The following is a 13,681-nucleotide window of genomic DNA, read 5'->3' on the forward strand; positions in this document are numbered from 1 at the left end:
ATAAAACCATCTAAAAGGTGACTTGAGAGGCGCATTCAGAATTTACAAAGTTTAGAATCCGCATCAAAAAAAATCAAGATTTGATTGATTTTCAAGTCTTGGATTTTTCTTTTTCAAGAATTTGAAGGTATAGCTGGGTTTTAAATGAGGATTGAACGCACTTATCCTATATTTTTTTTTGACAATATCAATAATTTTCAGGCAACTATCAGATTTTTGATGTCTTGTATTCTACGTCCAATATCCAAGGCATTGGCAGTATGTTTTCCAAAAAATATCCAGAGTTTTTCTGTGAGTTTTGTTTTGGCTTTAATCTTTTTAGGGTGATAGTGTTCTTTTTCTTTTCCAAAACTACCTTCCGATCTTGTTGCTCGTTCCTTGGTTATTAATGCTTTTAGCTTCTTTTCTTCTCGGTAATTTTTAGGAAGCTTACCTTTGCGCTTAAAGTCGGTCCTGATGTTGTTTTTTGTAACAAAATTCCAGTTCTTGTTAGTGACACAGATAGCATCGGCACCCACTATTTTTGTTTTCACTTGAGTCAATGATTGCGCTTTATAAACAGTACTTTTAAGCCTTGTGCCTTCATTAAAGACATTAAAGCTTAGATGCTCTATAAAATTGATACCACCTATTATGAAGTTTGTTTACTTTCGCTCCGAATTCTACAGGTTTTACCTCTTTTCCCCTTACAATGGGCCTAAGGTAATCTTTAGCAATACTCACAATTCTATTTTTGGGTGATATACCTGTATCGAAGTACTCTTGCTGTTGTGTATGCTCTTTTTTAATGGTAGCCACCCGTCTGTAACAAGTTACCGTAAAGTTCAACTTGTTTGTATCACGAAGTTCTTTTTCAAAGGCTATAGGCTTTCTTAGTAAGTGCAATAAAGCTCTTGTTAGAGGTTTTCTTTTTTTGTTTGTTTTTCTGCGCATTTTACTAAATCCAAAAATAGCGTTTCTTCCATTTTAAGTACTTGGTTCGCATCATTTTTATTCCCAAAATTTTGCAGTTTATTCGTAGTTGTTTATACAATCAATCCACGGCTTCCCTCAATAATTTTTGGGGAGTGGGATAGCGTATTTCGCTCTCATAACAAGTAGCATCTACCGTAATTTCACTTTTGCTATCTATATAAGGGCTCCAGTGGTTATATAAAACGTTCTTTAATGAATCAATACTACGTTTATCTGCCAATTCACACCGAACTTGACTCACTATTTTAAAGTTGGTTAAGCGGTGCAACCCAAATGGATGTCACAGAAAAATTGATAATCAATATTACTGTTAAGTTGTTCTATAGGCTTCTTGTCTGAACAACAAGCATAATGCTTTAATAGCATTAAGGCGATGCGTCCTTTTGGGCTAAATAGCATTTTTGAACCCGTTGCTTTTTCTGAAATCCTCATTTTCTCAACTAAAGACTTCCAAGGAATCGCTAGATGAATTTTACCCAAATCACTCTGTAGAAAACGGGCGTAATAGGCATCAAAACTTTCTGTAGCAGATAAAAATGAAAAACTATGCTGAAACTCACTAATTCTTAGTAATACCAATTATGAATGTGCCTTTAAAAAACAGTTTGGAATAAGTCCAAAGCATTTTTCTAAACTTTAGAAAAGAAGAGACGTGTTTAAAAAAACGATTTCTAAACTACTTAAAAACTTGTCCTTTTATTTACACTAAAGAGTTTTTATTAATAAGTGAAATAAATTCATCTTCTTTGCCATCGGAAATGGTTACTGAATTATGAGTACAGTTACCAGGCAGAATAGGGTCAAAATTATTAATGTCGATTTTTGAAGCTTTAAATTCTTTACGCTGTAGATGAGTATACATATTCAAAGCCGCTTTAGAAGTTGCATAGGCTATCATGGAATAATCTGAATAACAAAACTGATCATCTCTCATATTGTCTATACAACCAATTGAACTAGTAACATTAATGATATTTGGATTTTCACTATTCTCTAATAAAGGTTTAAAAAGTTGAACCAATCTTATTACTGTAAACACATTAATCTCATAAGTTTGTTTAACTTCTTTAATATTAATATGTTCTATCTTTTGACCAAAACCATTAGCGACTTCAGCATTATTAATTAATAAATCTAATTTCCCATAATTTAATTCAAGGTATTCCTTCAATTCTATCAAACTCTTTTCTGATGTAAAATCTACTTTTACTAAATCATAATTTTGTAAATATTTTCCCTCCACCGACAAAAGCCTATAACTTTCACTACTTGCGGCAAGTATCACATCGTATTTATTATTTAATATAATATTAGCAAAGGTTTTCCCAAATCCGTTCCCAGATTCTGTAACTAAGGCTATATTTTTAGTTTTCATAACTATAACTATTTAATAAACACTTTATTCAATTTAAAGTATTGTCTTGATTTAACTTTTTTATTCTTTATGTCTAAATTTATTAGGTGTAGTACCACTAAATTTTTTAAAAAATCTTGTAAAATGAGTTGGTTCTTGAAAATTCAATCTATAAGCAATTTCAGCGATATCTAGCCCAGAAAATCTTAATAAGCTTTTGCTTTCAACTAAAAGTCGTTCTTGAATAATATCTTTGGCACTTTTTCCAGTAAATTTTTTCACAGTTGTAGTGAGATAATTTGGAGTAATGTTCAGCTCATTAGCATAATCTCCTACACTTTTAGTTTCTATATACATTTTATCAACTAATGTTTCAAACTTTTGCGTGATCATTTGGGCTCTTGGTAAATGATTTTCAGTTATACTTAATCTATCATAAATTGCCTTGCAATAATATAAAAATGATACCAACATGCCTTCCAACATCTTTTCTTGATAAGGATGCGGATTTTTAAAAACAGAATGCATTCTTTCCGCATCCAATAGTAAAGTTTTATGCTCTTCTTTTGACAAAATCAACGGCTTACTTTCCGACATTTTTAGAAAAGGAAAAACTTCGATATAATTCTGGACCACATTCATCAAAAAATCTTTTTTGAACATTATGTTGTATCCTGTCATTTTTTCATCCCTAACCCAAGAAAATACTTGTCCAGGTACCACAAACCATAATGGGTATTCCTCTACATTAAGTAATTCTGTGTTTATATTTAACTTACTATTCCCCACAGAGCTTAATAGCCCAATATGAAAAAAACTTTGTCTATATGGCGGCATACAACGTCTTGAAGAAGGCTCCATACTCTCGATGGTAAAAATATCAAAACCTGGTATGTGGCTTCTGTGTGGAAACCCGATGACTTTGTGGATTTCATTACTAGAATTATATATTGGTATTTCTGATTTCATTATCCTATAAAAATATAAAATAATGAGTGAAATATCCGTTACATCAAACAAATAAAGATTATTATTAATTCTAGAACTTGATATCTCCCTAATATTCTATTCAGACATACTTAATTGTTCAAATTTTGTATTAAGTTCTTCTTCTGAAATTATTTGCCATCCGCCGCCTAGAGCTTTATATATTGCAATTAAAGATGTAGTCGCAGAAATTTCGCTTGTGGCCAATAAATTTTCCGAAAGCAACATTGTGTTTTCCGCACTCAAATAATCGATAAAATTATCTAATCCTGCATTAAACCTTTGTTTTGCAATAGCTGCCGCCCGTGAACTTGCTTTAGAAGAAGTTCTTAAAATTTCTCGCCGTTGCAATTCGTTTGAATAATTTGTCAATGCTGTTTTAATTTCTTCAAGCGCTTTTAATATGGTTTTCTCATACTGATTTAAAGCTGCCAGTGTTAACGCATCATTTTGTTTAATTTGTTGTTTTACGCGACCTAAATTGAATGCTGCCCAACTAATATTGGGCATAATACTCCAAGTAAATGACTCTTTCTTTCCGAAGTTAGAAAAGTCTACTGCCGAAAATCCTATGGCCCCTCCAAACTGAACTTTAGGGTACAATTCTGCTACAGAAATATTATACTTAGCAATTTGCACTTGTAGCGTAGCCTCCGCTCGGCGCACATCAGGTCGACGACGCAAAAGCTCGTTTATATCTCCCAATGCCACAGAAGACGGTAAACTAGGTAACGGTTTGTCGTTTAAAAGCGTCTCATCCAAATTACCGGGTATTTCACCAATAAGTACGCTTAAGCTATTTTTTAATGCCTCAACACGTGTTCTTAGCGGGTAAACAGTAGCTCGTGTATTTTCTAATTGTGCTAAGGCTCTAGAAACGTCTAAACTGTTGCTTGTGCCTGCTTCAGATAGTTTTACGGTTAAATCGTAAGTGTTTTGCTGCCCCTCTAAATTACGTTCTGCAATATTAAGTAGATATTGAGTACCTCTTAATTCCATGTAGTTTTTAGCTGTTTCTGCAAATATACTTACATACACACTTTGCACATCTGCCAATGCTAATTGGCTGTTGGCATAAGCGCCTTTTATACGGTTAGATACTCTACCAAATACATCTGCTTCCCAAAAAGCATCAAAACTTGCACTGTAAGTATTAAAGGTAGGGTTGCTACCAGAAACAAAAACGTTTTCCCCTAGACGCGTTCTGGTATAATCACCTTTAGCCGTTACTGTGGGAAGTCTATCTAACTTTGTTCCCTTCAAAAAGGCACGTGAAGCATAAAAATTTGCGACTGCAGTATTAATATCCAAATTATGTTGTCCTACTTTTTCAATTAATGAATCCAACACAGGATCGTTAAACTCTGACCACCAATTTTGTGTTATATCTAGATTTGAATAGATGTCTTCTTCTAAGTTTTCTTCCAGAAAACTATTTTCTACGTTAGCATTTGACTTTACTTCAAAACTTCTTTTTGTAATCCCACAAGAGATTAAGAATAAAGCTAGTGCCATAAGGGTTAGATGTTTCATTTTAATTTGTTTTTATAAGATTTTTAATTCGCTTGTTTTTTATTTTTAGTCAGCCATTTGCGACCTAGATAGTAAAACACAGGTGTTAAAAAGATACCGAACAAGGTAACTCCAAGCATACCACTAAATACTGCAATACCTAAAGACACGCGCAATTCTGCCCCTGCACCAGTAGCTATAGCCAGTGGAACCACACCTAGAATGAATGCCATCGCGGTCATTAAAATAGGACGTAGACGCAACTTGGACGCTTCAATTACGGCTGTTTTTAAATCTTTGCCTTGGTCTTCTAATTGTTTGGCAAACTCTACAATAAGAATAGCATTTTTACTCGCTAAACCTACCAATACAATAAGGCCTATCTGTACCATTATGTTATTGTCCAAGCCTGCTAGATCAATACCTACAATTGCAGACAATAGTACCATGGGCACAATGAAGATTACTGCGAGCGGAAGTACAAGACTCTCAAACTGTGCAGCCAATAACAGAAATACAAATACTACAGCCAATAAGAAGGCTATACCAGCGGTATTACCTGTTTGTTTTTCTTGGTAGGCCATTTCAGTCCACTGAAAGGAAACGCCTTGTGGTAAAATTTCATCAGCTAATTCTTCCATTCTATCCAAGGCCTGTCCCGAACTATAGCCTGGTGCCACATCACCATTCAATGAAATAGAAGGGTATAAATTAAACCTTGGGATTCTCGCTGGTCCTGAAATATCCTGTTGTGTAGCAATTGTCCCCAATGGCACCATTTCTCCTTTGTTGTTTCTTACCTCTATACGTGTTATATCATCCGGTGTTAACCGGTTAGGTGAGTCTGCTTGTGCAGTAACCTGAAATGTTCTGCCTAGATAGTTGAAGTCATTAACAAAGGCTGAGCCCATATAAATTTCCAATGACTGAAATATGTCACCCACATTAACTCCAAGCTGTTGTGCTTTCACACGATCAATATCCAAATACAATTGAGGTGTTTGATTGTTAAAAAAGGTAAATACATTGTTTAGTATAGGGTCGGCATTAGCTGCTCCTGCCAAGGCATAGGTAGCTTCCATTAATGTTTCTGTACCTAAGTTTGAACGGTCTTGAACCATCATTCTGAATCCTCCCGCGTTACCAATACCACTTACTGATGGTGGTGGAACAACAAATACGATAGCATCATCCACCTGTGCTACTTTTCCTCTAAGAGTATTTAAAAGTTCTTGATAATCAATGCCTTTTTTAGTTCTTACATCAAAATCCTCTAAGACCAAGAATATTGCAGCGGAATTTGAAGCATTGGTAAAAGATGTTGGATCAAAGCCCGTAAATGATACCGCTGTTTCCACACCTTCTGTATCTAATGTTATATCCAATACATTTCTAACAGTCTCATCAGTTCTTGTTAATGAAGAACCTGGTGGCAATTGAATTAAAGTAACTAAGTACTGTTGGTCCATTGCAGGAACAAAACCTTTAGAGACTCTATTAAACTCAATGCCTGTTAATCCTATCAACCCACCATAAATAACGAGTACTATAATAGCTGTTCTTACCAATTTTTGGACACTTTTACCATAACTGTCTGAAAGTTTATCCATAAATCCGTTAAATGTGTTACCAATAAACACAAGTGGTTTTAAGATTAATGGTGTCTTCTTATTCTCATCTTTTTCTTCATGCTTCATTAGCAAAGCTGCCATAGCAGGACTTAAAGTTAAAGACACAAATACTGAGATGGCAGTGGCTACCGCTATAGTCATTCCAAATTGTTTGTAAAATTGCCCTGAAAAACCTTCTAAAAAAGCGGTTGGGATAAATACGGCTATTAATACCAAACCAATAGCAACTAAAGCGCCTCCAACTTCATCCATAGTCTTAAAGGCTGCTTCTCTTGGCGACATGCCTTTAGCTAAGTAGCGCTCCATATTTTCAACTACTACAATAGCGTCATCTACCACAATACCAATAGCTAGCACTAATCCAAATAAGGTTAGGTTATTTAAAGAAAAACCTATTCCCTGCATTACAGCAAACGTACCAATGAGCGAAACTGGAATGGCTAAGATTGGTATAATAGCTGCTCGCCATGACTGTAGAAACAATAGGATAACCAATACAACAAGGATAACAGCTTCAAAAATGGTAGTATAGACTTGATCTACGGATTTCTGAATAAACTCCGTTGAGTTATAAGCTATTTCATATTCTAAATCGACAGGGAAATTTTTTGATAACCGCTCCATGGTTTCTTTAACATCTGTTGCAGTTTGTAATGCGTTACCTCCTGGTTGTTGGAATACAGGCATAGCTATCGCTGGGTTTTTTCCTAAATACCCTTTTGTTGCATAATTTTGTGCGCCTAATTCTACGCGTCCTATATCTTTAAGCTGAACAATTCTGCCATCTTCACCAGACTTAATAATTACATTTTCAAACTCTTCAGTTGTTACAAGCTTACCTTGTGTTTGAATATTAATTTCAAATGCTGACTGACTTCCTGATGGTAATGTATTTAATGTGCCACTCGCTATTTGCACGTTTTGTGCCCTGAGTGCTGCAACAACTTCTCCTGCAGTCATGTCCAAATTGGATATTTTATCAGGGTCCAGCCAAATTCGCATTGCGTATTCAGCAGCTCCAAATATTTGAATGTCCCCAATACCTTTAATACGGGCCAATTCATCTTTTAACTGAAGCGTAGCATAATTTCCCATGTAAATTTGATCATAGGTTTCGTCTGGTGAGATTAGATTAACTACTAATAGAATATCTGGTGAGATTTTTTTGGTAGTTATTCCCAATCGTTTTACAGATTCTGGCAACCTAGGTTCTGCGATGGCAACACGGTTTTGGACCTGTACCTGTGCTTTGTCTAAATCTGTCCCAAGCTCAAAAGCGACTTGTAATGTTACCCTACCATCTGCGGATGATTGAGATGTCATATAGATCATGTTTTCTACACCGTTAATTTCTTTCTCAAGAGGTGCCGCTACAGTTTCTGATAATGTTTTCGCATTGGCTCCTGGATACACTGCTACAACTTCTACTGTTGGTGGAGCTACATCAGGGAACTGTGATACAGGTAGGGAAAAATATGATAAGCCTCCTACTATAAGTATCAGTACACTTAGCACGGCGGCGAAAATGGGCCTTTTTATAAAAATGTGACTAAATTTCATAATATTATTGTTTAAATTTGAGAAATAGTATCCCCTTATGCTCTTCCTACTTTGCCCTAAGGTGTGTAGGAAGAACAGTTAAAAGGACTGCTATAAATCAGGGTTGATAATTTTGACTACTTGCCAGAATTAGTAGCAAGCTCTTTGGTTTTATCTACCTCCAAAGAAGATTCAATGGGGGCAACTGCCAAACCAGATTGTATTTTTTGAATGTTATTGACAACAACCTTGTCGTTTTTGGACAGGCCTTCCCTAACAATTCTTAAGCCATTAGAGTGTAAAGGGCCTAATATGATATTCTTACTTGTTATAGTATTGTCGTTACCTAATACGTATACAAAACGAATGGATTGGTTTGTACCAATGATTTCATCAGGTATCATAATAGCATCGTGCTCTGCACTACCACTAATTTTGGCCTTACCAAACATACCCGGTTCCAGTAAATGGTCTGTATTTGGTAAAACAGCTCTACTTTCTATAGTTCCAGTCCTGCTATCTATTTGGTTATCTACGAAATCCATTTTTGCTTCATGAAGAAAGTCATCTTCATCTTGAAGTTTAATATACACAGGAATGCCATTTGTACGTACGTCATCTCTTTCCCCTTTTCTGGCTAAACGCGCATAGCGTAAATAGTCAGATTCGCTACCTGTAAAGTAAAAGTGAATTGGGCTTGTAGCTACAATTGTTGTTAATAATGTTGAGTTAGAAGACCCTCCATCAATTAAGTTGCCTTCATTTACTTTGTCCCTACTAACCAAACCTGAAATTGGTGCTTTCACTCTGGTAAATTCTAAGTTAAGTTTAGCTTCATCTACACGGGCTTGTGATAGTTGAATGCTGGCTTTTGCAAATTCTAAAGCTTGTTTCCTGCGGTCATATTCTTCTATGGATACAGCCCCAGACTCACGTAAGTCAGCAACTCTTTCAAAATTGTCTTGGGCTGTTTTTAAATTAGCCTTAGCTTGTGCATAATTGGCGTTTGCTTGATTCAGCGCTATTTTAAAAGGTCGATTATCTATAGTGAAAAGCACATCGCCTTTATTTACCACTTGACCGTCTTTAAAGTTTACACTTTCTAAAAAGCCACTTACACGTGCTCTAACGTCTGCTTTGTTGCTTGCTTCAAAGCGTCCCGTGTATTCGTCCCATTCTGTGATTTTCTCGTAAACGGGATGAGCTACTTCAACTGGCAATGGTTGTGCTTTTGCTGTTTGTTCTGGCTCAGATGTGTCTGCTGCTGAAAATGCTGACACAATAATTGTTATTGCTAAAAGACCAATAATAATGAAGGTTGCCCTTTTATTTTTTTTAATGTTTAATTTACCTTTTCTCATTTTGATTTGTTTTTAATATTCAATGATTTGTTTTGCTGGGACAAATTTATTAGTAGATCCTTGCTTACTTATAACCATAATAATTACATAAATGACCAAAATCTAATATTGATAAGATAGTGCCTCGACCTTTCTAAAAATTTGAACCGAAGGCTTTTTCTAAATCATCTAGGTAGCCATTAAAAGTTGTACTTCTAATTTTATTATACAAAATGGATAATGTAGAGATGTCAAGTCTATTTATAAATGATATTTCTTTCTTATTTAAGTAGCTTATAAATTCAGATACGGAATCTGACTTTCTAGCGGCTATTTTAAGTTGTTTTAATATTTCGTCCTCAGACAGAGATTTATTAGAAAAAACATACACTCTTTTTGAAGCTACTGATCTTTTTAGTGATTTTCTATAATTAAAATCTTCGTTTAATACAATTTTAGAAACCATGGTCTTATAAGGCTGTTTAGAACTTTCAGGAATTGTGTCTAACAGAATGTGGCTAGATGTTGCTCCTTTATTGTTTTGCTGAGCATTTAGGTTAATCGTAAATATGCTTAAAACAATTATTATAAACATCTGTTCGGGGTAATAATATAGTGCTTTCATAATATGAGTTTTTGATTATACAATTTGATATTACAAAGATATTAGCAAAAGAAAGCTTAGAATAACCCAAAAAATGTATGTAATGACCAAAATCTAATAAATCAAAATATTTGTCTTATTAAAAAATTGGACAAGCATTCTGGAATTTACATTCCATTTTATTTGGTAAAAATAGAAGTCCTTTGTTTTACATCTTAATTGATAATACTTTTTCATAGAGCAACCCAATAGCCATATATTTTCGTCTAATTTTTAGAGTAATCGAAAAATATAAATATGAAGCCGGTCAAGATTAAAAATGCTAAAAATCATGACACTAATTATTCTTTCAATCTTAAATTTGAAGTGGTTGACTTAATAATACTAGTTTTGGGAAGTCACATTTATAAAGAAAAACTTAACTAAAGACATTGTAGATGTGGCATTCTTAAAGCTTCCATATTAATTACAGGTACAGATAAAGATGATTATTTTGTTATTTCAAGAAGGATATATACGTGTTAATGATTATGTATTCTATCGTTCTTCAAATAGGTCTATTTATAGACTCTATCATACTCCTCTTTTTTTAACGTATTGATAATAAACCTGTTATTAAACCAACATCTATTTAATCCTTGTTTTATCTCTTACAACTAAATTAGTTAGACATGAAAACAAAAGAGAAAACTAAAAAGCAACTTTTTAAGAATCTTGAAATTAATTGGTTACCCTTTAACGAGAGAGCTTTAAAAGAGGCTACCTACAAAACCAATCCTTTGTATGAACGTATTAAGTTTCTCCCAATATTTTCATCAAACCTTGATGAGTTTTTTAAGGTTAGAGTATCTAAGTGAAGGCAGATAAAAACTATTAAAAAAACTATCCGAAAACCTTTAGTCTTAAAACCGAACAAAACCCTAAAAATTGTTCTCAAAGAAGTCTCTAGACAACAAGAAGAATTTGGAAGGATATTTTATAATGAAATAAAACCGGAACTCACTAAATTTGGGATTACTATTTTAGAGCTGTCGGATTATACTCCAAATGACATTAATTTTCTTAAGGATGCTTTTCACAAAAAAATCAAACCAGAAATTCAATTAATGCCTCAGCATGACATTGAAAAATAATTCCTTTGAGGATGGGGAAATATACTTGGTATTAAGTCTTAAAAATAGTCAAGACATATCATTTATATCTATTCCCACAAAAACCATAGGTCGGTTTGTTGACGTTTCACCTAAGGATCATAGGTATCGGGTTCCTTGAAGATGAATATGAAGGTGAATGGATACAACAAATTTATGATGCTTTGCCAAAAAGAGAGCAAGGGCACCCTACAAGGCTTCTCCACGAAGAAAATATGTCTGATGTTGCATTGAACAAGGTCCAGGGTTTATTGAAATTAGGTCCAGCAGATACGGTATCAGGAGGCAAGCACCACAATTTTAGAGATTTCTTTAATTTTTACAACCCTCTAAAAAACCCAGATTTAAACTATAAACCCTTCCCTCCAATTATTCACAAAGATTTTCAAAATACTGTGAGTATATTTAGGTTGATACGCAAATCAGATAGACTATTGCATTATCCCTATCATAGTTTTGGGCATTTAGAAAATTTTCTAGAACAATCTGCAATTGATAAAAAAGGTCTATTACTAATAATTAATATTTCACTTAATAAATTGAAGAATAAAACCACCTCTTGGCCGTAATGTATAATTCCATTCTGGCTCTATTGGAATTATATTACTTTGAAAATCTATTAACGGATCTTCACCTTCGCAAATCAATCTAATATTAGTAAAAGTATTTGTATATTCTTTTAAATCTAATTTAATGGGAAGATTATCAGTTGTTCCATTAATTCCAACAATATAAGTAAGTGAATCTTTTTTTCGCAAAAGGACAATCGCTTTACCTGGATTTCCTATTAAACATTCTGTTTTGTCCCAAGTTGCTGGTAGTTCTATTAATAAGTTTTTAATATCATTGGGAAGTGACTCAAATGTTTCTTTTGAGTCTGCAAAATGTATTATTCCTGAGGTATAAATCATTGAAGTTGCCAACTCATGTACTGCTGAATTCAAACGAGGAAACCTTCTTGAAGTAAGGGCTACTGGAGTGTAATCCGTCGGACCAGCAACATTTCTGGTAAAAGGCAAGACTGTATTTTGTTCTGCTGCTTTGGAAGGAAATCTATCATCATAAAAATAGGACTCAGTCCCCAGAACAGCCTCCGCAGTCACAAAATTGGGCCATGTTCTATGCCAACCTCTTGGCATTGTTATGCCATGTAGATTAACCAATAATTTTTCATTTGCTGCATCTTCAAACACTCCGTGTATGGTTTTCATAACTTCCTGCCTATCTGAACACCAAAAATCAATTTTAACTCCTGAGATCCCCATGCCGCTAAGTTCTTTAAATCGCTCTCTTCTTTTTTGTGCATCAAAAAAACTCCCTGCCCAACCCCAAACTAATGGTTTTACACCCTTTGAAATGGCTTTCTCAATAATGGCTCCTGATTGATTGGCTTTTTCCCATCCAGCGTCAAAAAGCGTATATTCCCAACCGAAGTCAACAGCCAAATCGGTAAAATCATTATACGTTTGAGCACTTTTATCATCAGGATGCGACCACCAGGACCAAGACGCCTTACCAGGAGAAATCCATGAAGTATCTTCAATTTTTGACCCAGGGGCCAGATCTGTGATTAACGTTGACAACAATATATCTCCAGCCTTATCTCCAATAATTACAACTCTCCAAGGCAAGACATAAGGATAATGGGATTCCGGTTTAAATTTGTTGCCATCTAAAGGAAGGTTGAACATTTCATCTTTCTTTGCGAAAGCAATATTATACAAACCTTCATTGGATTTTAATTCTAAATGACATCCACTATATGAGCCATCGGTACCTGATTCAGCAATAAGAATCCAATTTTTTTCATTGTTAACGTTAAAGAGTGCTGGCATACAAAAACCTTCCGACGGATTTCTCGAATCAGTAATGGAGTCTCCGGCACTCATTTTAAAATAAAAATCTTCATAAGCTGGTGTGTAGTCTCCTGCTTTATTGTAGGGTTGTAACCATGCTTTTGCTTCTTTGTTTATTTGAAATCCTGTAATTTCCTTTTCAACCACACATATTGAATCTTCCAATTTTGGTAGCCTATACCTAAATGCAATACCTTCATTCCCTGCAATCAAATCTAAAATCATCAATGCTCCATTTGGGTTTTTAAAAGTCACACTTTTACTTGTAAAAAGTTGATCTACTTTCTTTACATGCCCCACTTTGAGCGTATATGATTCCCGTTGTTCTTTAACATCAGATACTTCAACTATTTCCAATCCTTTACTAAAATCCTGATTATTACAGACCAGTCCCAATGGAGATTTCTCTAAAATATTTCCATTATTATGGCTTACTTCAAATTCAAGCTCTCCCCTGTCATTCAACATTAATCCTATTTCATTAACACCGTTTTTGGAAGCTAAAAATAATTCCGATCTGTAATCATGCTGTTCACAATTTAACAGAAAAAATGAAAGACCAATTAGCAGCTGGATTTTTAAGTTTGGGAAAAATAAATTCATTCTTTTGGTTTATTAATTCAGTTTGTTGCTTTACGCTATCCTTATTGTTTTGAAATGACCAACAATGATTAAAACACGACTTAAACAAAACTTTAATTTTATATTTAGATTTAGCATTTTTTTACCCCG

At 34.4% G+C, this 13,681-nt stretch carries 13 protein-coding genes; 2 read left to right on the top strand and 11 right to left on the bottom strand.

Annotated elements, in window-relative coordinates; genetic code table 11:
• Positions 1-197: 197 nt before the first annotated feature.
• The 10 genes from PQO00_RS05050 to PQO00_RS05095 form a co-directional block, all read right to left on the bottom strand.
• Entirely contained in the window at positions 198-533 is a 336-nt protein-coding gene (locus PQO00_RS05050; protein ID WP_274183733.1) for a hypothetical protein, read from the bottom strand.
• A 61-nt stretch (positions 534-594) separates the two neighbouring features.
• Positions 595-933: a hypothetical protein gene (locus tag PQO00_RS05055; RefSeq protein WP_274183734.1), complete on the bottom strand. Its 339-nt coding sequence runs from the start codon at positions 931-933 to the stop codon at positions 595-597.
• Positions 934-1,033: 100 nt separating this feature from the next.
• A complete protein-coding gene (locus tag PQO00_RS05060) occupies positions 1,034-1,216 on the bottom strand; it encodes a hypothetical protein (protein ID WP_274183735.1) in 183 nt (60 codons plus the stop codon).
• 14 nt (positions 1,217-1,230) lie between these two features.
• Positions 1,231-1,554, bottom strand: a complete 324-nt coding sequence (locus PQO00_RS05065; protein ID WP_274183736.1) for a hypothetical protein — start codon at positions 1,552-1,554, stop codon at positions 1,231-1,233.
• Positions 1,555-1,675: 121 nt separating this feature from the next.
• On the bottom strand, positions 1,676-2,350 hold the full coding sequence (locus PQO00_RS05070; RefSeq protein WP_274183737.1) for an SDR family NAD(P)-dependent oxidoreductase: 675 nt from the start codon (positions 2,348-2,350) through the stop codon (positions 1,676-1,678).
• Positions 2,351-2,410: 60 nt separating this feature from the next.
• Positions 2,411-3,298 (bottom strand): AraC family transcriptional regulator, encoded by an 888-nt coding sequence (locus tag PQO00_RS05075; RefSeq protein WP_274183738.1) that lies wholly within the window; start codon positions 3,296-3,298, stop codon positions 2,411-2,413.
• Positions 3,299-3,394: 96 nt separating this feature from the next.
• Positions 3,395-4,849, bottom strand: a complete 1,455-nt coding sequence (locus PQO00_RS05080) for an efflux transporter outer membrane subunit (protein WP_274183739.1) — start codon at positions 4,847-4,849, stop codon at positions 3,395-3,397.
• Positions 4,850-4,872: 23 nt separating this feature from the next.
• On the bottom strand, positions 4,873-8,019 hold the full coding sequence (locus PQO00_RS05085; protein ID WP_274183740.1) for an efflux RND transporter permease subunit: 3,147 nt from the start codon (positions 8,017-8,019) through the stop codon (positions 4,873-4,875).
• A gap of 116 nt (positions 8,020-8,135) precedes the next feature.
• Positions 8,136-9,359 (bottom strand): efflux RND transporter periplasmic adaptor subunit, encoded by a 1,224-nt coding sequence (locus PQO00_RS05090; protein WP_274183741.1) that lies wholly within the window; start codon positions 9,357-9,359, stop codon positions 8,136-8,138.
• A gap of 133 nt (positions 9,360-9,492) precedes the next feature.
• The gene (locus tag PQO00_RS05095) at positions 9,493-9,963 is read right to left on the bottom strand and encodes a hypothetical protein (protein ID WP_274183742.1); all 471 of its coding nucleotides are present in this window, start codon (positions 9,961-9,963) and stop codon (positions 9,493-9,495) included.
• Positions 9,964-10,613: 650 nt separating this feature from the next.
• Between PQO00_RS05095 and PQO00_RS05100 the strand changes: the two genes are divergently transcribed.
• Together PQO00_RS05100 and PQO00_RS05105 are read left to right on the top strand one after the other, a co-directional pair.
• Positions 10,614-10,799 (top strand): hypothetical protein, encoded by a 186-nt coding sequence (locus tag PQO00_RS05100; RefSeq protein ID WP_274183743.1) that lies wholly within the window; start codon positions 10,614-10,616, stop codon positions 10,797-10,799.
• 371 nt (positions 10,800-11,170) lie between these two features.
• Entirely contained in the window at positions 11,171-11,662 is a 492-nt protein-coding gene (locus tag PQO00_RS05105; protein ID WP_274183744.1) for a hypothetical protein, read from the top strand.
• Here PQO00_RS05105 and PQO00_RS05110 read toward each other — a convergent pair.
• Complete coding sequence (locus tag PQO00_RS05110) at positions 11,621-13,552, bottom strand: glycoside hydrolase family 97 protein (RefSeq protein ID WP_274183745.1); 1,932 nt, start codon at positions 13,550-13,552, stop codon at positions 11,621-11,623. The genes PQO00_RS05105 and PQO00_RS05110 overlap by 42 nt on opposite strands.
• Between the last annotated feature and the right edge of the window lie 129 nt (positions 13,553-13,681).

Origin of the sequence: Flavivirga sp. 57AJ16 (genome assembly GCF_028736925.1) — a bacterium.
Lineage (GTDB): Bacteria > Bacteroidota > Bacteroidia > Flavobacteriales > Flavobacteriaceae > Flavivirga.